The sequence below is a fragment of the Fructilactobacillus frigidiflavus genome (assembly GCF_044054575.1).
Classification (GTDB): Bacteria; Bacillota; Bacilli; order Lactobacillales; family Lactobacillaceae; genus Fructilactobacillus; species Fructilactobacillus frigidiflavus.
In genome coordinates, this window is sequence record NZ_CP168716.1 from 515485 (window position 1) to 534520 (window position 19036).

Annotated in this window: 21 protein-coding genes and 1 other annotated feature; of the genes, 10 read left to right on the forward strand and 11 right to left on the reverse strand. The window is 38.7% G+C overall.

Going from position 1 to position 19036, the window contains the following annotated elements; genetic code table 11:
* Positions 1 to 16 precede the first annotated feature (16 nt).
* The 7 genes from ACEPSS_RS02570 to ACEPSS_RS02600 all read right to left on the reverse strand — a co-directional run bounded on the left by ACEPSS_RS02570 (position 17) and on the right by ACEPSS_RS02600 (position 6106).
* On the reverse strand, positions 17 to 1381 hold the full coding sequence (locus tag ACEPSS_RS02570) for a hypothetical protein (RefSeq protein ID WP_395319906.1): 1365 nt from the start codon (positions 1379 to 1381) through the stop codon (positions 17 to 19).
* A gap of 153 nt (positions 1382 to 1534) precedes the next feature.
* Positions 1535 to 1678, reverse strand: a complete 144-nt coding sequence (locus ACEPSS_RS02575) for a hypothetical protein (RefSeq protein WP_395319908.1) — start codon at positions 1676 to 1678, stop codon at positions 1535 to 1537.
* A gap of 156 nt (positions 1679 to 1834) precedes the next feature.
* Positions 1835 to 3190, reverse strand: coding sequence for a hypothetical protein (locus ACEPSS_RS02580; protein ID WP_395319910.1), 1356 nt, complete (start codon positions 3188 to 3190; stop codon positions 1835 to 1837).
* Positions 3191 to 3328: 138 nt separating this feature from the next.
* Positions 3329 to 4063 carry a hypothetical protein gene (locus tag ACEPSS_RS02585; RefSeq protein WP_395319912.1) on the reverse strand — a complete coding sequence of 245 codons (735 nt, stop codon included), beginning with the start codon at positions 4061 to 4063 and terminating at the stop codon, positions 3329 to 3331.
* 12 nt (positions 4064 to 4075) lie between these two features.
* Positions 4076 to 4666, reverse strand: a complete 591-nt coding sequence (locus ACEPSS_RS02590) for a hypothetical protein (RefSeq protein WP_395319914.1) — start codon at positions 4664 to 4666, stop codon at positions 4076 to 4078.
* Between the two features lie 156 nt (positions 4667 to 4822).
* The gene (locus ACEPSS_RS02595) at positions 4823 to 5416 is read right to left on the reverse strand and encodes a hypothetical protein (protein ID WP_395319916.1); all 594 of its coding nucleotides are present in this window, start codon (positions 5414 to 5416) and stop codon (positions 4823 to 4825) included.
* 153 nt (positions 5417 to 5569) lie between these two features.
* The gene (locus tag ACEPSS_RS02600; protein WP_395319918.1) at positions 5570 to 6106 is read right to left on the reverse strand and encodes a hypothetical protein; all 537 of its coding nucleotides are present in this window, start codon (positions 6104 to 6106) and stop codon (positions 5570 to 5572) included.
* Between the two features lie 205 nt (positions 6107 to 6311).
* Between ACEPSS_RS02600 and ACEPSS_RS02605 the strand changes: the two genes are divergently transcribed.
* The 9 genes from ACEPSS_RS02605 to ACEPSS_RS02645 all read left to right on the forward strand — a co-directional run bounded on the left by ACEPSS_RS02605 (position 6312) and on the right by ACEPSS_RS02645 (position 13608).
* Entirely contained in the window at positions 6312 to 6551 is a 240-nt protein-coding gene (locus ACEPSS_RS02605) for an LPXTG cell wall anchor domain-containing protein (RefSeq protein WP_395320463.1), read from the forward strand.
* Between the two features lie 217 nt (positions 6552 to 6768).
* Positions 6769 to 7014 (forward strand): HigA family addiction module antitoxin, encoded by a 246-nt coding sequence (locus ACEPSS_RS02610; RefSeq protein ID WP_395319920.1) that lies wholly within the window; start codon positions 6769 to 6771, stop codon positions 7012 to 7014.
* 134 nt (positions 7015 to 7148) lie between these two features.
* Positions 7149 to 7595 (forward strand): helix-turn-helix domain-containing protein, encoded by a 447-nt coding sequence (locus ACEPSS_RS02615; protein ID WP_395319922.1) that lies wholly within the window; start codon positions 7149 to 7151, stop codon positions 7593 to 7595.
* A 732-nt stretch (positions 7596 to 8327) separates the two neighbouring features.
* Entirely contained in the window at positions 8328 to 9731 is a 1404-nt protein-coding gene (locus ACEPSS_RS02620; RefSeq protein WP_395319924.1) for an APC family permease, read from the forward strand.
* A gap of 10 nt (positions 9732 to 9741) precedes the next feature.
* A complete protein-coding gene (locus ACEPSS_RS02625) occupies positions 9742 to 10182 on the forward strand; it encodes an ASCH domain-containing protein (protein WP_395320464.1) in 441 nt (146 codons plus the stop codon).
* Between the two features lie 214 nt (positions 10183 to 10396).
* Entirely contained in the window at positions 10397 to 11305 is a 909-nt protein-coding gene (locus tag ACEPSS_RS02630; RefSeq protein ID WP_395319926.1) for a hypothetical protein, read from the forward strand.
* A complete protein-coding gene (locus ACEPSS_RS02635) occupies positions 11295 to 11978 on the forward strand; it encodes an ABC transporter ATP-binding protein (protein WP_395319928.1) in 684 nt (227 codons plus the stop codon). The genes ACEPSS_RS02630 and ACEPSS_RS02635 overlap by 11 nt, the downstream gene beginning before the upstream one ends.
* The gene (locus ACEPSS_RS02640; protein WP_395319930.1) at positions 11968 to 13125 is read left to right on the forward strand and encodes an ABC transporter permease; all 1158 of its coding nucleotides are present in this window, start codon (positions 11968 to 11970) and stop codon (positions 13123 to 13125) included. Before ACEPSS_RS02635 ends, ACEPSS_RS02640 begins: the two co-directional genes overlap by 11 nt.
* Positions 13126 to 13134: 9 nt before the next feature.
* Positions 13135 to 13608, forward strand: coding sequence for a hypothetical protein (locus tag ACEPSS_RS02645; RefSeq protein WP_395319932.1), 474 nt, complete (start codon positions 13135 to 13137; stop codon positions 13606 to 13608).
* Positions 13609 to 13655: 47 nt separating this feature from the next.
* Here the strand turns inward: ACEPSS_RS02645 and ACEPSS_RS02650 are convergent, their stop codons facing one another.
* Positions 13656 to 14384 (reverse strand): gamma-glutamyl-gamma-aminobutyrate hydrolase family protein, encoded by a 729-nt coding sequence (locus ACEPSS_RS02650; protein ID WP_395319934.1) that lies wholly within the window; start codon positions 14382 to 14384, stop codon positions 13656 to 13658.
* 3 nt (positions 14385 to 14387) lie between these two features.
* Positions 14388 to 15848, reverse strand: a complete 1461-nt coding sequence (locus tag ACEPSS_RS02655) for a glutamate--cysteine ligase (protein WP_395319936.1) — start codon at positions 15846 to 15848, stop codon at positions 14388 to 14390.
* A 331-nt stretch (positions 15849 to 16179) separates the two neighbouring features.
* Positions 16180 to 16418, forward strand: a binding site (T-box leader).
* 213 nt (positions 16419 to 16631) lie between these two features.
* Here ACEPSS_RS02655 and brnQ point away from each other — a divergent pair.
* Positions 16632 to 17993 (forward strand): branched-chain amino acid transport system II carrier protein, encoded by a 1362-nt coding sequence (gene brnQ / locus ACEPSS_RS02660; protein ID WP_395319938.1) that lies wholly within the window; start codon positions 16632 to 16634, stop codon positions 17991 to 17993.
* A 61-nt stretch (positions 17994 to 18054) separates the two neighbouring features.
* Here the strand turns inward: brnQ and ACEPSS_RS02665 are convergent, their stop codons facing one another.
* Positions 18055 to 18279, reverse strand: a complete 225-nt coding sequence (locus ACEPSS_RS02665) for a hypothetical protein (RefSeq protein WP_395319940.1) — start codon at positions 18277 to 18279, stop codon at positions 18055 to 18057.
* Between the two features lie 25 nt (positions 18280 to 18304).
* A complete protein-coding gene (locus tag ACEPSS_RS02670; protein WP_395319942.1) occupies positions 18305 to 18895 on the reverse strand; it encodes a DUF975 family protein in 591 nt (196 codons plus the stop codon).
* Positions 18896 to 19036: the final 141 nt, after the last annotated feature.

The window sequence follows — 19036 nt, forward strand, 5'->3', positions numbered from 1 at the left end:
CTTCAGATGTTAATAGTCAAAGTGCCAGTGCTTCAAAGAATGGTTCAGGAACTGATTCAACAAGTACCTCTAAGTCAGCATCAACAAGTGCAAGTACAAGTGCATCAGCTGAAAAGAGTGCTTCAGAATCAGTAAGTACTTCAGCATCAGAAAAGAGCAACACTGATTCAGCAAGTACTTCAGCTAGTGAATCAACAAGCGATTCAGATTCTAAGAGTACTAGTGAAAGTACTTCAACAGAAAAGAGTGCTTCAACTTCAGCTAGTGACTCAGAGTCTGGCTCAGCCAGTGCTTCAGAAAGTAAGGTAAAATCAGCTTCAACTAGTGCATCAAACCCAGCTAGTGAAACAGCTTCAGCTAGTGCTTCAAAGAGTACTTCAATTAGTGAAAGTACCTCAGCAAGTTTGAGCAAGAGTGCTTCAGAAAGTACAAGTACTAAGTCAACTAGTGAATCAACTGCTAGTGAAAGTGCTAAGTCAGCTAGTGAATCAACATCAACTAGTGATAGTAACTCAGCCTCAACCAGTGCTTCAGCTAACTCAAGTGCCAGTGCATCAACTAGTGATAGTGTAAGTGCTTCAAAAGCTAGATCAATAAGTGCATCAGTTTCAACTGATAGTAACAGTACAAGCGAATCAACAGCATCTAAGTCAGAAAGTGCTTCAACCAGTACTTCAGACAGTGCTAAAGGCAGTGTATCAACATCCGAAAGTGCCGCTAGTGATAGTACCAGTGCTTCAACTAGTACATCAATCAGTACTTCAGATGTTAATAGCCAAAGTGCGAGTGCTTCAAAGAGTGGTTCAGGAACTGATTCAGATAGTGCTTCTAAATCAGCCTCAACTAGCGAAAGTACTAGTGCATCAGCTGAAAAGAGTGCTTCAGAATCAGTAAGTACTTCAGCATCAGAAAACAGTAACACTGGCTCAGCAAGTACTTCGGCTAGTGAATCAACAAGCGATTCAGATTCTAAGAGTACTAGCGAAAGTACTTCAACTGAAAAGAGTGCTTCAGACTCAGCAAGTACATCAACTTCAGAATCAGATAGTGCTTCAAGCAGTAAATCAACTTCAGATCCACGGTCTGAATCAAATTCTGATAGTGAAAGTACATCAACTAGTGCTTCAAAGAGTGGTTCAATTAGTGCAAGTACTTCAGCAAGCTTGAGTAAGAGTGCTTCAGAAAGTGCAAGTACTAAGTCAACTAGTGACTCAACGGCTAGTGAAAGTGCTAAATCAGCTAGCGAATCAACATCAACTAGTGATAAGAACTCAGCTTCAACAAGTACTTCAACTAGTTCAAGTGCGAGTGCATCAACTAGTGATAGTGCAAGTGCTTCAAAAGCTAGATCAATAAGTGCATCAGTTTCAACTGATAGCAACAGTACCAGCGAATCAACAGCATCTGACTCAGGAAGTGCATCAGCAAGTACTTCAGCTAGTGAATCAACAAGTGATTCAGATTCATCTTCTGCATCGAAAGCTAGTGACAGTGCATCAACCAGTTCAAGTGACAGTACTTCAACAGCTAAGAGTCAAAGTGAATCAGCTTCAATCAGTGGTTCAGGAACTGACTCTAAGAGTGCAAGTACATCAGCTTCAACAAGTGCTAGCTCAAGTGCATCAGCTGAGAAGAGTGCTTCAGACTCAGCAAGTACTTCAGCATCAGAAAAGAGCAACACTGATTCAGCTAGTGATTCAGTAAGTGCCTCAAGTTCTGCCAGTGCTTCAACTAGTTCGAGTGACAGTGCATCAACTGAAAAGAGTGCATCAGATTCAGCAAGTACTTCTGCTTCAAGTTCTGATAGTGCTTCAAGTAGTAAGTCAACTTCAGATCACAGTTCTGCTTCAACAACTGAGTCAGCTAGTGCTTCAACCAGCATTTCAATTAGTGCTTCAGTTTCTAAGAGTGCTAGTGAATCTGCTTCAGCAAGTGCAAATGACTCAGCCAGTGCCAGTGCTTCAGGTTCTGCCAGTTCTTCATCAGTAAGTACTTCAGCATCAACTAGTACTAGTGATTCAGCTTCAACTAGTGCTTCTGATAGTTCAAGCGCAAGTGCTTCATCATCTGATAGCGCAAGTGCTTCAACTGCTAGATCAATTAGTGCTTCAGTTGCCAGTGATAGTTCCTCAACTAGCGCATCAACTTCAGCAGAATCAGATAGTGCCTCAGAAAGTACTTCAGCTAGTGCTTCAAGTAGTGAATCAGATTCAGCTTCTGCATCAAAAGCTAGTGATAGTGCTTCAACCAGTTCAAGTGAAAGTACTTCAACTGCTAAGAGCCAAAGTGAATCAGCTTCAATCAGTGGTTCAGGAACTGACTCTAAGAGCGCAAGTACTTCAGCTTCAACTAGTGCTAGCTCAAGTGCTTCTGCTGAAAAGAGTTCTTCCGAATCAGCAAGTACTTCAGCATCAGAAAACAGTAACACTGGTTCAGCAAGCAATTCAGCCAGTGCCTCAAGTTCTGACAGTGCTTCAACGAGTGTAAGTACAAGTACTTCAACTGAAAAGAGTGCCTCAGATTCAGCAAGTACTTCAGCCTCAAGTTCTGATAGTGCTTCAAGCAGCAAGTCAACCTCAGACCACAGCTCTGCTTCAACGACTGAATCAGCAAGTGCTTCAACCAGTAAAGCAGCAAGTGAAAGTACTTCAACGAGTGCCAGTGAATCTGCTTCAGCAAGTGCGAGTGACTCAGCAAGTGCCAGTGCTTCAGGAAGTTCAAGTGCTTCATCAGTAAGTACTTCAGCATCAAATAGTACTAGTGATAGTGCTTCAACTAGTGCTTCTGATAGCTCAAGCGCAAGTGCTTCATCATCTGATAGTTCCAGTGCTTCAACTGCTAGATCAATTAGTGCTTCAGTTGCCAGTGATAGTACTTCAACTAGCGCTTCTACATCAGCAGAATCTGATAGTGCTTCAACAAGTACTTCAGACAGTGCTTCAAGTAGCGCATCAACATCAGAAAGTGCTGCTAGTGATAGTACAAGTGCATCAGCAAGCGGCTCAGACAGTACTTCAACTGCTAAGAGCCAAAGCGAATCAGCTTCAATCAGCGGTTCAGGAACTGACTCTAAGAGTGCAAGTACATCTGCTTCAACTAGTGCTAGTTCAAGTGCATCAGCTGAAAAGAGTGCTTCAGAATCAGCAAGTACTTCAGCATCAGAAAACAGTAACACTGGTTCAGCAAGCAATTCAGCCAGTGCCTCAAGTTCTGACAGTGCTTCAACGAGTATAAGTACAAGTACTTCAACTGAAAAGAGTGCCTCAGAATCAGCAAGTACTTCTGCTTCAAGTTCTGATAGTGCTTCAAGCAGTAAGTCAACCTCAGATCACAGCTCTGCTTCAACTACTGAATCAGCAAGTGCATCAACAAGTATTTCCATCAGTGCTTCCGTTTCTAAGAGTGCCAGTGCTTCATCATCTGATAGTGCCAGTGACTCAGCATCAAGTAGTGCTTCAGGTTCTGCTAGTGCTTCATCAGTAAGTACTTCAGCATCAAATAGTACTAGCGATAGTGCTTCAACTAGTGCTTCTGATAGTTCAAGCGCAAGTGCTTCATCATCTGATAGTGCCAGTGCTTCAACTGCTAGATCAATTAGTGATTCTGTTGCCAGTGACAGTTCTTCAACTAGCGCATCAACTTCAGCAGAATCTGATAGTGCTTCAACAAGTACTTCAATCAGCGATTCAGCCAGTGCATCAAGTTCAACTAGTGCATCAAACGCTAGTGACAGTGCTTCAACTAGTTCAAGTGAAAGTACTTCGGCTAACCACAGTGCTTCCGAATCAGCTTCAATCAGCGGTTCAGGAACTGACTCTAAGAGCGCAAGTACATCAGCTTCAACAAGTGCTAGCGCAAGTGCTTCTGCTGAAAAGAGTTCTTCCGAATCAGCAAGTACTTCAGCATCAGAAAACAGTAACACTGGTTCAGCAAGCAACTCAGCTAGTGCCTCAAGTTCTGACAGTGCTTCAACTAGTTCGAGTACAAGTGCCTCAACTGAAAAGAGCGCTTCAGATTCAGCAAGTACTTCTGCATCATCATCTGATAGTGCTTCAAGCAGCAAGTCAACTTCAGATCACAGTTCTGCTTCAACTACTGAATCGGCAAGTGCTTCAACAAGTATTTCCATTAGTGCTTCAGTTTCTAAGAGCGCTAGTGAATCTGCTTCAGCAAGTGCTAGTGACTCTGCAAGTGCCAGTGCTTCAGGAAGTTCAAGTGCTTCATCAGTAAGTACTTCTGCTTCAACAAGTACCAGCGATTCAGCTTCAACCAGTGCTTCAGATAGTTCAAGTGCAAGTGCTTCGTCATCTGATAGCGCAAGTGCTTCAAAAGCTAGATCAATTAGTGATTCGGTTGCTAGTGATAGTTCTTCAACTAGCGCATCAACTTCAGCAGAATCTAATAGTGCTTCAACAAGTACTTCAGACAGTGCTTCAAGTAGTGCCTCAGATTCAGCTTCTGCATCAAAGGCTAGTGACAGTGCTTCAACTAGTTCAAGTGAAAGTACTTCAGCTAACCACAGTGCTTCCGAATCAGCTTCAATCAGCGGTTCAGGAACTGACTCTAAGAGCGCAAGTACATCAGCTTCAACTAGTGCCAGCGCAAGTGCTTCTGCTGAAAAGAGTGCTTCCGAATCAGCAAGTACTTCAGCATCAGAAAAGAGCAACACTGATTCAGCTAGTGATTCAGTAAGTGGATCAAGTTCTGACAGTGCTTCAACTAGTTCAAGTGCCAGCGCTTCAACTGAAAAGAGCGCTTCAGATTCAGCAAGTACTTCTGCTTCAAGTTCTGATAGTGCTTCAAGCAGTAAGTCAACTTCAGATCACAGTTCAGCTTCAACGACTGAATCAGAAAGTGCTTCAATCAGTAAAGCAGCAAGTGAAAGTACTTCAACGAGTGCCAGTGAATCTGCTTCAGCAAGTGCGAGTGACTCAGCAAGTGCCAGTGCTTCAGGAAGTTCAAGTGCTTCATCAGTAAGTACTTCAGCATCAAATAGTACTAGTGATAGTGCTTCAACTAGTGCTTCTGATAGCTCAAGCGCAAGTGCTTCATCATCTGATAGTTCCAGTGCTTCAACTGCTAGATCAATTAGTGCTTCAGTTGCCAGTGACAGTTCTTCTAAGAGTGCTTCAACTTCAGCAGAATCTGATAGTGCTTCAACAAGTACTTCAATCAGCGATTCAGCCAGTGCATCAAGTTCAACTAGTGCATCAAATGCTAGTGACAGTGCTTCAACTAGTTCAAGTGAAAGTACTTCAGCTAACCACAGTGCTTCCGAATCAGCTTCAATTAGTGGTTCAGGTACTGATTCAGATAGTACTTCTAAGTCAGCATCAACGAGCGCTAGTGCTAGTGCATCAGCTGAAAAGAGTTCTTCCGAATCAGCAAGTACTTCAGCATCAGAAAACAGTAACACTGGTTCAGCTAGTGATTCAGTAAGTGCCTCAAGTTCTGACAGTGCTTCAACTAGTTCGAGTGACAGTGCATCAACTGAAAAGAGTGCATCAGATTCAGCAAGTACTTCTGCATCATCATCTGATAGTGCTTCAAGTAGTAAGTCAGCATCAGATCATGGATCTACTTCAAATACTGAATCAGAAAGTGCTTCAATCAGTAAAGCAGCAAGTGAAAGTACTTCAACGAGTGCCAGTGAATCAGCTTCAACAAGTACCAGCAAGTCATCATCAACTAGTGCTTCAGCAAGTACAAGTGCTTCATCAGTAAGTACTTCTGCTTCAACAAGTACCAGTGATTCTGATTCAGCTAGTACTTCAGATAGCTCAAGCGCAAGTGCCTCAACTAGTGATAGTTCAAGCACATCAGCTTCTAGATCAACAAGTATCTCATTGAGTACGAGTGCTTCAGTTTCAGGAAGTACTTCAACAAGTGCGAGCGTATCTGGATCAGCTAGTGCGAGTGATTCTGCATCACTAAGCAAAGATGGTTCAGCCAGTGTAAGTGCTTCTGTATCAACAAGTACTTCAACTAGCACATCAACAAGTGCAAGTGTATCTGGATCAGCTAGTGCGAGTGATTCTGCATCACTAAGCAAAGATGGTTCAGCCAGTGTAAGTGCTTCTGTATCAACAAGTACTTCAACTAGCACATCAACGAGTGCAAGTGTATCTGGATCATCTAGTGCGAGTGACTATGCATCACTAAGCAAGGACGGTTCAGCAAGTGTAAGTGCTTCTGTATCAACAAGTGCATCAGCAAGTACTTCAACGAGTACAAGTGTATCTGCTTCAGTTAGTGCGAGTGCATCAACTTCAAGTAGTGCATCTGCTAGTGCCTCATCATCAAATACAACTTTGAAATCTGCATCTGTTTCAAACAGTGCTTCAGAAACTCAAAGTGAATCATTGAGTACTTCAACTAGTGTGACATTGACTTCAGTAAGTGCTAGTCAGTCTGGTAAGGAACCAGAGACTGAATTGCCACAAACTGGACAAGATAACTCAAACGGTTTGATGACTTCAATTGGTTCAGCAATTCTTGCTATGATGGTTATCTTGGGTCTCGGCAAAAGAAAGAAAAAAGAAGATAAATAATTAGATTATTTACCTCCTGATTCATAGTTAAGAATTAGCGACATTAAGCGACTGAATTCGTAAAGAGTTCAGCCGCTTTTTGTTTTGGATTATAAGGAAAAGGACCACCGCAAATTTTAGGCGGTGGTCCTTTTTGACATTCTTTTAAATAATTTAATATGATAAAATGTAACTAATAAAGACAATTTTTAATCCAACAAATATTGAGGGCTTAAATATGAACAACGCAGTACAAGTAACAATGGGTGACGTTTTAAAAGAAGAATTCATGATTCCTTATCAACTCACAGCAGCAAAACTTGCTAGAGATATTGATGTTCCTGTTTCAAGAATCCAAGATATTCTTCATAACCGCAGAAAAGTAACCTTAGATACATCAATTAGATTAGGAAAATATTTTAATGCTACTGACACATATTTTTTTAATATGCAAAGTTCAATTGATATTCGGAAGTTTGCTTAATAAGTGAACTTTTTTATTTTGCCAAAATATCCCTTTGAATCACCGTAATCTTATGATTAGAAACCACTTTCTATTGCTATATTCAGTATCTCAACATAAGGTATTAGTATAATATTTTTATTTAGGAGATACTGATGGATTTTGCGAAAATAATTAAAGCTAAACGAACAGAATTAAATATGACACAAAGTGATTTGGCAGAAAAATTACTAATTTCTAGTAAAACCATTTCGAACTGGGAAACCGGTAAAACCATTCCGGATTTAGATAGACTAGTCCAGGTAGCCGGAGTTTTAGACCTTTCCTTAGATGAGATTTTTATGGAAGATAGCACGATGGTTAAAAATCTTGAAAGGGTACGTGAATTGAAAGAAACAAAACTATTTATCAATTACGTACAAATTACTAGTGTAATTTTACTAATGATTGAGATAGTGGGGTATGAACTTAATGCGATGAAGCCGATTATTATTTATTTGGTTTGTGCTGCGATATTTTCTAATATTTGGGTTCTAATTTTGCTAAACAATAAATATAAAAAGCAATCGAAATTAGTGAAGAATGAAAAAAAAGACCTCTAAATATTTAGGCTTAATTTAGAGGTCTTTTAAATACTAATCATTAATTTTTAAAGAATCTTGAACATCTTTTGCCATTCTGTTTATTATCATTTTATTGGAGGGTTATTTTTAGATACTTATTTGTATTCAATATTTATATCTTCCATTTTTAAATCATTTTTCATTAACATAAAATTATCATCATAAAAATCAAACATAAATCAAACATATAGAATGCCTATAAATCAAGGTTTATAAACAAAATCAAACATAAATCAAAAAAATCAAACATAAATTAACCATACTACAATAATATATTCGTTTTTCTTAAATATTAATCGTAATATTTTTATTAATCAAGGGGCATACATCAATGAATGAGTTAGAAAATGAACAAGCACGTCAAGAAGTTGAAAATGACAATACTGAGTATATTGGTGACACAATTGAAGACTTTGATAAATGGGCAAATAATTTATAAAATTCAGTTTGACACTCGTTCAACATTCAAGTACACTAATAAAAAACACGAAAGGAAATCTCAAAAAATGATAAAACTTAACTCAAAAACAAACATTTATTATTTTGCGTTCTTTTGGCGATTAGCTGACTAGACGCAATCATTTTTGCGAGCTGTCGGCACATTAATTCCGATAGCGAGTTAAGAGTGATTTGAGATTTCAAATAAACTTTTAAAACACATCGGGCTTAATGTCATTGATGTGTTTTTTGTTTATAATTTGGAGGAGAAAAATGAATTTGTTGAAGCGAATTTTCAAAAAGGAAAGCTTAAATGCTTACTTAGATAATGATAAAGATCTGCAGCGGACTCTAACCGTGAAGGATCTATTGGGATTAGGAATTGGAGCGGTCATCGGAACAGGAATTTTCATTCTACCCGGAACCGTTGCTGCAACGACGACTGGACCAGCCGTCGTAATTAGTTTCTTCTTGGCTGCAATTGTTTGTGCTTTAGTGGCAATGGCTTATGGTGAGGTTTCATCCACTTTGCCAATTGCTGGCTCAGCTTATTCTTACGGAAACGTGATTTTCGGAGAAGTCGTTGGTTGGGTGCTTGGTTGGGCGTTGATTTTGGAATACTTCTTAGCGGTTGCGGCGGTTGCTACTGGTTGGTCAGCTTACTTCACGAGTTTAATTGCACCAATTATTAAATTGCCAGCCGCTTTTACGGGAGCTTTTGATCCAGCTCACGGCACTTACGGTAACATAATCGCAGTGTTAGTCATTCTTTTGATTGCCTTTTCACTCCGAAATGGCATGAAGACTTCTAAAAAGTACGAAAACTTATTGGTATTAATGAAAGTTGCGATTATTTTAATCTTTATCGTAGTGGGCTTTTTCTTCATTAAGAGTTCTAACTATCATCCCTTTATTCCTGCTCGAGTACATGGTGCTTTTGGTTTTAGAGGTATTTTAACTGGTGCCGCTATGGTTTTCTTTGCCTTCTTAGGTTTTGATGCTTTATCAGGCTCTGCTGCGGAAGTTAAAAATCCGAAACGAAATTTGCCACTGGGGATTTTAGGAACGTTGTTAATCGCCGCAATTCTTTATGCCTTAGTTTCCTTTGTGCTAACGGGAATGGTTAATTACAAACAACTAAACGTAGCTGATCCAGTTTCCTTTGCTCTACAACGAGTTGGGCAAAACTTTGTAGCAGTAATCATTTCAGTCGGAGCTTTAATTGGAATGTACACGATGATGTACACGATGATTTATGCTTCATCACGGTTGATTTACGCCATTGGTCGTGACGGCTTGTTACCTGGTAAAATGGGTAAAATCAACAAAAATGGGGTTCCTGGACGAGCTTTATTAGTTGCAACCATCATTATCGCAGTGTTTGCTGGATTAATTCCGTTAGACAAACTAGTTGATTTGGTTAGTGTAGGAACGTTACTGGCATTTACTGTTGTTTCAATCGGAATCATCCCATTACGAAAACGAAAAGACTTAAATCATCAAGGTTTCAAGATGCCTGGCTACCCAGTTCTGCCAATTATTGCGGCGCTCTTCTCAGTTGGACTAATGTCACAATTACACGCCGAAACTTTGATTTTCGCCTTGCTTTGGTTTGCGATTGGTCTAGTAATTTACTTTGCGTACGGAGTTAAACATTCTAATTTGAATCAAAAATAGAGGTACGATGATGACACCTAATCAATTTTTTCAACAAGCGCAAGCTGATCATGCAATTCCGGCAGCTGCTCAATTACAAAGTAGCTTTCAATTTGGCGTGGAAGCTGATCAGTTAGTCCAGTTAGTTTTAACCGGACAAAAGACGGCGACGACTAGTCAATACGTTCCCAAAGAAGATGAGTTGCCGGGTGAAAAAGCCTACGACATTGTTTTAGATAGCAAAGACCAGCCAGTTTGTATCATTCAAAATGATCAAGTGTTAGTGGTTAATTACTTAGATGTTGATGAGCAACACGCATTTGCAGAAGGAGAAGGGGACCGAACTTTAACCTATTGGCGAAAAGTTCATGATGCTTTCTTTACCGAAGAATGTAAAAGTGAAGGAACAATTTTTGACAAAGCCACTGCTCAGGTTGTTTTAGAAAAGTTTCACGTCGTTTATCCTAAATAATTGAAAAATCGCTCTGATAATTTATTTATCAGGACGATTTTTTGTTAGGGGCTTAAACCCATTCATATCAACAATGTAACCCAAAAGTTACATGCGAATTAGACCTTTGTCTATAAAGATTAGCTATACAGATTATTAAAAATCTTATATATTTATTAAATAATCAGTTGGTTTATTTCTAAACTTAAAATTTGTCTAACTAAAAGGAGCTCGCATGCATAAAAGAATTCATCTCATAGAATTGTTAATCATTTCAATTGTGGCGTTTGCCGGGGTCATGGTTGCGATTAATAATAAAAGTACCAAGGTAGCTTACCAAACCTATACCATCAAAAAATCACCGGATTTGATTTTGACGGGAAAAGTAACTCCGACGAAAAAAGTCGAAATCGCCAAAAAATTACCAGTAGGAACTAGTTTGGTTTATGATAGTCTCGCTAACAACAGCTTTGTCCGAAAGGGTGAATGCGTTGCGATGTATACATACAAACACGTTGACCAAAATTCGAGTTTGAAAATTCAACAACTAGTTAACCAACGCAAAGAGTTAAATGGTGACAATTCGGTTGATAATCAAATTAAAATTAATCAAATTAATCAACAAATCGATAGTCTAGCTAAGAAACTTTACGCTCACGAATATTTAGCACCGTTTGATGGTTATTTGCAAATTGATCCGACCGATAAGGAAAGTGTTTCGTTAGTTTCTAGCTCTCAAGTCATTAAAACAGGCATTAGCCAGTATGATTTACCAACGATTAGCCGTAATAGTGATGCTAAATTATTAGAAGAAGCAACCGGCAAAAATACCAAAGGCCAAGTTGATTACATTTCAGTTTTACCAGAAACCGGCTCTAGCAACTATGTAATGTTGTTAAGAGCTCATCAACATTTAAACTACGGAAATACGATTGAAATAAAATTACCAGTTAAACAAATCTTGATTCCAGCGAAAGCGGTAAATCATGGTTCCGTTTATTTAGTAAACCGTGGTAAATGCCATCAAGTGAAGGATGCCGTTGAAAAACAAAATAACGACTGGGTCTTAAAACCAGATTCGAGCGTTAAAGTCGGCGACAAGCTTTTACTGAACTACAAGGAGCTACCTAAACATGAAAGATAATCTAATTAAATTAGAAGATGTTTCTAAATATTATTTGGCAGGTAAGCAAAAAGTACAAATCTTAAAAAACGTTTCGTTAAAGATTAACCGCGAAGACTTTGCCGTGATTATGGGTCATTCAGGTTCAGGTAAAAGTACTTTGATTAACATTTTGGGATTTTTAGATCAAAAATATGAAGGGCTTTATGAATTTAACGGAAAAAGTTATCAAAAGCAAAGTGACAATGTCATTTCAGAACTAAGAAATCGCAACATTGGCTTCATTTTTCAAAATTTCAAACTAATGAAAAATTTGACGGTTAAAGAAAACGTAGAAATTCCCTTAATTTATTCGACTAAAGCAGCTGATCCGAATCTAGAAGAAGACTTAAATCAGTTGTTAGATAGTTTAGGGATTTTAGATAAAAAAGATAGTTATCCAACGGAATTATCGGGTGGGCAACAGCAACGAGTGGCGATTGCCCGAGCTTTAATCAACCATCCCTCGATTATCATTGCTGATGAACCAACGGGAGCCCTTGATTCCCAAAATACTCGCGAAGTAATGGAATTATTTGAAAAATTAAACAAGACTAATAAAGTGACGATTATTATGGTTACCCACGATGACACGTTTGCTAATTTTGGGAATCGACTTTTTAAAGTGAATGACGGGGTGTTACATGAAGCTTAAAAAATTAAAAGCCATTTTACTGACTTCCTTTAAATCAATTTTGAGTAATAAAGCACGTAATTTACTGACTATGTTTGGGATTATCATTGGAATTGCGGCGGTGATTACGATTATGTCAGTCGGAAATGGATTAAAACAAAAGGCGAATAGTTTTGGCTCGGCGGGAAATGCTGATGGGCAAATTTCAATTCAAGCTAAAGACGTTAATTCTGATCAACAACCATCTTTTTCCAAGGCGGATGTGCAATTAGTTAAAACAGTTCCGGGAATTCAACGGGTTAAGATGGTTAACGAGAGCTTTCCGACACCTGTGAAGGTCCAGATTGGGGACAAAATTTCTGAACAGAACGCCACCATTAAAAATAATAACCATAAATTTGAATTATTGAGTGGTCATCCAATTTCAAAAGATGCGTTTGAAATAGGGCTTAATCAAGTCTTGATTTCTGATAAATTGAATCAAAAACTGAAAAAGTATAGTCACGGACGCAAGGTCGTCTTTATTAATCAAAAAGGATTTGAAGTTGCTGGAATCTTTGACGGAAAGGATTCAGACGTTTTGATTCCCCAAAGAACGTATGTCCGTGATTTTGGGAATAATCCGAATGAAGACCTCATTAATTTGTATGTTCGCAAAGGCTTTAATCAAAAGGCGACTTTAAAAGCCGCTGCCAAAACGTTGCAAACCAAATCAGCTACTAAAGCACAAGCTAAGTTTGCCGTTGTTGATAAAGGGGCAGCGATGAAATCCGTTGGTAAAATGATCGACTACATTACTTATTTCATTATTTTTGTGGCCAGTATCTCGCTTTTGATTGCTGGAATTGGGGTCATGAATACGATGTACATGACGATTTCAGAACGGACCCAAGAAATTGGAATTCGGCGGGCCTTTGGAGCCACTAAGAATGATATTCGACTCCAATTTTTGCTTGAAAGTGCGATGTTGACGATGCTTGGTGGTCTGGGTGGAATTTTACTAGGTGAATTTGTCTGCTATCTAATTGGCTCAATGGCACCGTTTAAACCAGTCACCAGCCTTCCAGAGATTGGAATATCGGTCGGCGTGGCGGTATCAATTGGAATCCTCTTTGGAATCATTCCTGCTAATCAAGCTGCTCGGAAGAACTTAATTGAGATTTTATAGGAGAACAAAATGTTAAAGAAAAATTTGAATCAAATTATCATTGGTTTATTTTATGTACTGTCGTTTGCGACCTTATTTTTGTATGAAAACGTACTGGTACCCAGTAGTGAAGATGCGTTGAAGTTACAACAAGGACTTTTTTCCGCCTTTTTAGGAGGAATTGTGGGCTTATTGATTATCCAAGTTTTGATTTTTCTAGGATACAAACTTTTTTCTAAGGTTGAAAAAGCTAAACGAACGGGGCTTCGAAGATTAGCTAGCGAAAAAATCGTAACTTTCTTAGGCATCTTAATTATTATTAAACTACTTTTGAATTTTGGAATTGATAATTTACAATTACCGGAACTTTTAGGTACGGTAATCTTACTTGTAATCATTGGGGGAGTGTTTTTCAAGGTTTATCGAAAACAACATGATGAGGCTGATTTTAATCAGGCAATTTTCTACTTCGAATTGGTTCTAGTATTGTTTTTTGGTCATTAATTAAAAAAGCCACTAAATTCTGCATAAACAGGATTTAGTGGCTTTTTCTATACTAATGAATTATGTTTGACCTTTGCTCGAGCAAAGAAGTCCGTAAAAAGTTTTTCTTGTTTCGGATCATCTTTCCAAAGATCCTCGGGATGCCATTGTACTCCCGTAATTAAACCTTGGTCATCTTCCATGGCTTCAACTATGCCATCTGGGGCAGTTGCAACGACATGGAGATTTTTACCTAAATTGCGAACCGATTGATGATGCCGGGAATTGATTTTAGTATGTTTGCCTAAGGTATTAACTAAATAGCTATCTTCTTTGACATCCACCTCGTGAGCAAAAAGTTCACCAGTATTACGTTGTTCATGATCAAGTTTAGAGTCGAATTGTTCAGGAATGTCTTGGTACAAATCACCGCCCAGAGCAACGTTGATTAATTGATGACCGCGACACACTCCTAGAAGTGGCTTCTTCGTGCGGATGGCTTCTTTAACTACCGCTAATTCAAATTCATCATGCGGGGTAAAGTAATCATCCGTATTATAGTGGGCATCGCTATCGAAAAAGCAGGAATCAATATCTTGTCCCCCGGGAATAATCACTGCATCAACCATCGCAACTAATTCAGGCACCATATCCGCGGGGACTACGGGAAGAATGACAGGGATTTGGTTGTGTTTTGTAACCACTTCAATAAAGCTTTTAGGAACTACATTAGCAAAGGGTAAAACGTACTTGTTTGGTTCACCAAGATTGATGTTGGCCGTTATTCCAATTTTCATGATTTATTTCCTTTCAGTTAATGATGTCAGATAAGTTTCGAATTCATGGTCATTATTAAATGTTTTAGTTTGGTTTTTAAAAGTCACAGAAATTTGATTTTCCGAGATTGCACTCTTGAGACCTAATTGATGGGACTTTTGATAAGCTTTTAGTAAGGTGTCTGGAACATTTTTAAACTTACTAAAGTCAGGTTCCAATTGGAAATCATTTTTAATCATTTCCCCACGTTTCATACCGAAGTCAACTAGCGAATCATCTTTAATAAAAGTGGCAAGTTGTGCACTAACGGTTTGGTCCGGATTATCTAGCGCTGTAATCGCAAAATTCAAAGCTTTGCTAAAATCAATTCTTAAATCAGCTGGCGCCGCTTTTACGATTTCAGCCAATCGAGTAAACAAATTGCGGGCTTCTGCTTGTGCTTCAGCAGGCGCTGGTTCAGTAGGGTGCTGCAAGGCCACGAAATCATTTAGTTTTTCTGCGTTATCTATTGTATCACGATTCCAGACCTGTGGATTAACGATTGCATCCATAATTAAAAGATGTAAAAAGCTCATCGTGGTTTGGTTAAGACCGTCTTGGGTAAAGGGATTCAGATCAAAAATTCTAAATTCCAAATATTGGGCTCCAATTTCAGTTAGAGCTTCAAAAGTCGGTACACCCTTTAACCGAACTGGTCCGTGAAAGTCACTAGGAGCAACGAGTTTCCCGGTTTCGATAAAATGTTCAAGTTGGTCAATGAAGTTTTCGAGGTTCGAATAATCAGTTTTGAAGTTGGCTAAATTATTAAAGCCATATTTACTGGAGCGATATGACCGAACTGGGGCCATCGCACGTTGCGCAGCTGGAATTGTATCAGCTTGGTTTTCCGTGATTGGTGAAGCCCCAAAAAGATAGGTTAAGAGCCACCGATAACCGAGCACCTGTTGAACAATTTGAAAAAGCATGTGGTTATTAGAAGAAACTTGATCAGGATAATCATGGGTTGCTTGATACCAATCTAACAATGCTTTGGTGGGTGCGTAGTTAACGTGAATTCCAGCCATTAAGCCGTAATAGGGACCATATTTTTCCACCATTTTTTCCAAGTATTTTTGGTACCAAGGCCGTTGCTTGAAACCTTCTGGTATGTAAGTAAGATCGTCCTGATTTAATTTGGGGGGCATTGATAGAGGCCAGATGACATCGTTAGGGTCCAAGCTAGCTTGAAGCATGGCTTGTAAACTGTGTAGGTGACTCAAACATGTTCTAGTGGAGGGATATGGTAGTGAAACTAATTCCTCTTGGCTTTCAGCAAAGTCCGTTTGAAAGAACGGATGGCCATGCCGTTCCCCGAGGGTTTCTGGATGGGGGAGTTGGGACAAGCTTTTTTGGTTCTTACAAACCCGATGTTCCTCAACTTCAATGCCAAACGTTCCTTGATACAAGCAACTTAATAATTTTTGATCTGCTAAAGTATGTTTCATAATTTCACTCCTAGATATAAAAAACAACCTATCTTAAATTTAAGATAGGCTGTTGAAAGTTTTAAACCTACCGTAATTAGGAAACGGTAGGCAATAATTAATTAGTTATGCAAATAACCAAGTCATCATTCACTTACCGTAAGACGAATAATTACTAGGTTAATAATTTGGTTATTAGTTAGTTTATTAGTTTTACGATCCATGAATGTTCATCTCCTTGGTTGTTTTTAATAACTATACCAGGTTATCGTTCGTTTAACAATCTTTTTTTAATTTTAATTTTTTCCTTGACCAATCAATCATCATCCAGTAAACTAAGAGAAAATAAAACATAACGACTAAGCGTAGCTAAGTAATTTCCGCGGTGATTTTAAGAAAGCCTCAGGTTGATGTGATGAGGTAATCACGCTGAAATGAAAATCATCTACAAGTTTCAGATACGAATCTAATTAATATCTGATGGGATTGCCCATTACAGCAAGCGAGTATCGTCGGATTTTCGGCCGTACTCTTAGAGCCAATTACGTTTAATTGGAAATATGGGTGGTAACACGCGAAAGCGTCCCTAACGTTTGTTTTAACAATCGTTGGTGACGCTTTTTTTATTTCTAATTGATACTGAGATCTTGCGCAGAATCTTGGAGTGATTGGGAACAAGGGTGGTAACACGTGTAAACGTCCCTAACTAGACTAGGTCTGGTTAAGGGCGTTTTTTTATACCATCAGTTTGCTGAACAATTAGTGTTATGTGTTATTACAAAACAAAACATAGGGGAGTTAATCATGGATTTACAAAAGAAATCTAATTTTAAACAACACGTACTGTTATCATCACTTTTATTTGGGCTTTTCTTTGGAGCCGGGAATTTGATCTTTCCCATTCACTTGGGACAAATGTCAGGACAAAACTGGGTTCCAGCCACTTTAGGGTTCGTTATTTCGGCTGTTTTATTACCATTATTCTCAATTTTGGCTTTAAGTGTTACGAAAAGTAAGAGTATGTATGATTTAGCGTTGCCAGTCGGAGCCACTTTCTCATTGCTCTTCTTGATTGCAGCCCATGCTTCCATGGGACTTTTCATCGGGTCACCAAGATTGGCTACTGTGTCATTTACGATGGGGGTGAAACCATTTTTACCTAATGAAAGTTGGACACATCCGGCATTATTCGTTTTTTCTGCCTTATTCTTTGGCCTAATCGTCTACTTGGCTTATAACCAAAACAGCATCGTAAATAGTGTTGGTCGGATTTTGAATCCGCTTTTCGTGGTTTTACTCTTTTTCTTATTCTTCGTCGCATTTGTAGTTAATGGTGATTTAACTAATCTTCCACTAATGCCAGCAGCCGGAAAAGGAACGGGATCATTTGTGAACGGTTTCTTAGAAGGTTACAACACGATGGATGCTTTAGCCGGATTAGGCTTTGGTGTGACGATCATCACGGCCTTGAAGGTATTTGTAAAAGACGAAAAGAAACACGCGTGGTCGGTTGCTAAAGTTGGATTCTTTGCCCTTGGCTTTGAAGCCGTTATCTATGTTTTATTAATCGCTTTGGGAGTAGCTAGTTTAGCTTATACCAAAATGAGTGCAGATGGTGGAACCGCGTTTACGGTAATCATGCGGCATTATACAGGAGCTGCTGGGGCCGCTGTTTTAGCTGCCTTAACTTTTCTGGCTTGTGTAACAACTGCTTTAGGAGTATTACAATCATTTTCACAAGATTTAGGAAATCGTTTCCCTAAAGTTGGGTACCACAAGTTCCTCTTCTTCTCTAACTTTGTGGCCTTTGGCTTGGCTAACTTTGGCTTAGACCAAATCATCTTATTTTCCTTACCAGTCTTGGTCTTCCTTTATCCATTGGCAATCACGTTGATCTTACTAGCTTTATTACACCGCTTGATTGGTAAAAATGGGGTAGTCTACAAAGTTACGATGGGCTTTGTCTTAGTTCCATCAGTATTAGATATGATCCATGCTTTACCACCCGTTTTACACGGACCATTTACTGGTCTTGATGCTTGGTGTACCGCCCATGTGCCCCTCTTTAGCATGAGTTTAGATTTCATTCCGTTCATGGTAGTTGGGTTTGTGGTGAGTGTTGTTTATGTGAAACTTGCTGGAAAAACTTTACGGGTAACTGCTTAAATAATGAAAAAATCGGCATCAACCGCATTTAGCCGTTGATGCCGATTTTTTATGTGAAAATTTATTTGCTAGCTCGATCAACAATAATTAATGCCCAACTCGCTCCAGTAAGAATAATTGCAAGAGAAATTGACCAACCAAAAATCCCTTGAGGACTGTTATAAGCGATGATAGGTGCTAATGAGATTAAATTGTCTTTTGAATAAGCTTGCCAAAAAGTATAGATTGCTGAAATCCAACAAATAATTGCTGCAATAATTGAAATATATTTGAAAGTTTTTACCATGAAAAAACTCCTTATAATTAAGTTTCTAGTTAGTTCTTAAGCGCTCATAATAGTTAACCATGGTGCCATAGTAGTAAGGAATTAACCAAATTAGTCCGATTCCGGCCGTGAACATTGATAAAATAAACCAACCAATGAAGGAAAGTTTAAGCATAAATAGTTCACCTTTGTGACCGTTCATCATTTCCCGACTTTTAGTAATACAGTCACGGAAGCCAGGATTATCATTTCCCGCGGTAACTTCGTCTTTATAAATGAAGATGGCTTGTGAATAGGCAAGGGCTTTGATAATTCCAGGGACTAAGAATAATAAGCTCCAAAAGGTCGCAAATACTTCCGTTAATAGGGCAACTAAAAAAGGACCAAAGGCATTCGGTGTGGAAAAAATTTCGGTTACAGATGATTGTAGCGGGGTGGCTGGTGTCCGGTCACTGCGAAACCAAATTAGATAAGCGTATGACATTCCGACTAACGTAAAAGTCGATAATACTAAGTAAGGAATCATTGGCACTGAGCCGAGAAAGAAAACTAGTAAAGTGGGAAGGGCAATGATGATGGCTTGTGACCAATTCCCGTTAAATTGTTTAAGGGTTTTTTGCTTCAAAATTTGATTCATGTTTGTTTCTCCAATCTGTCTAATAAATTATATTTCACTTACTAATTTACAGGTAAATTAGAGAAAACAAAAGCTATTAAATATAGACTAGGGCAAAATGTTGCTAAATTAGGAGTGTAACCTAATTGTAGCCCCACTAAT

What these genes read in the sequence shown, in the direction of transcription:
- ACEPSS_RS02610 (WP_395319920.1), top strand. Translation starts at nt 6,769, where the DNA reads ATGAACAACGCAGTACAAGTAACAATGGGTGACGTTTTAAAAGAAGAA.
- ACEPSS_RS02615 (WP_395319922.1), top strand. Translation starts at nt 7,149, where the DNA reads ATGGATTTTGCGAAAATAATTAAAGCTAAACGAACAGAATTAAATATG.
- ACEPSS_RS02620 (WP_395319924.1), top strand. Translation starts at nt 8,328, where the DNA reads ATGAATTTGTTGAAGCGAATTTTCAAAAAGGAAAGCTTAAATGCTTAC.
- ACEPSS_RS02625 (WP_395320464.1), top strand. Translation starts at nt 9,742, where the DNA reads ATGACACCTAATCAATTTTTTCAACAAGCGCAAGCTGATCATGCAATT.
- ACEPSS_RS02630 (WP_395319926.1), top strand. Translation starts at nt 10,397, where the DNA reads ATGCATAAAAGAATTCATCTCATAGAATTGTTAATCATTTCAATTGTG.
- ACEPSS_RS02635 (WP_395319928.1), top strand. Translation starts at nt 11,295, where the DNA reads ATGAAAGATAATCTAATTAAATTAGAAGATGTTTCTAAATATTATTTG.
- ACEPSS_RS02640 (WP_395319930.1), top strand. Translation starts at nt 11,968, where the DNA reads ATGAAGCTTAAAAAATTAAAAGCCATTTTACTGACTTCCTTTAAATCA.
- ACEPSS_RS02645 (WP_395319932.1), top strand. Translation starts at nt 13,135, where the DNA reads ATGTTAAAGAAAAATTTGAATCAAATTATCATTGGTTTATTTTATGTA.
- ACEPSS_RS02650 (WP_395319934.1), bottom strand. Translation starts at nt 14,384, where the DNA reads ATGAAAATTGGAATAACGGCCAACATCAATCTTGGTGAACCAAACAAG.
- ACEPSS_RS02655 (WP_395319936.1), bottom strand. Translation starts at nt 15,848, where the DNA reads ATGAAACATACTTTAGCAGATCAAAAATTATTAAGTTGCTTGTATCAA.
- brnQ (WP_395319938.1), top strand. Translation starts at nt 16,632, where the DNA reads ATGGATTTACAAAAGAAATCTAATTTTAAACAACACGTACTGTTATCA.
- ACEPSS_RS02665 (WP_395319940.1), bottom strand. Translation starts at nt 18,279, where the DNA reads ATGGTAAAAACTTTCAAATATATTTCAATTATTGCAGCAATTATTTGT.
- ACEPSS_RS02670 (WP_395319942.1), bottom strand. Translation starts at nt 18,895, where the DNA reads ATGAATCAAATTTTGAAGCAAAAAACCCTTAAACAATTTAACGGGAAT.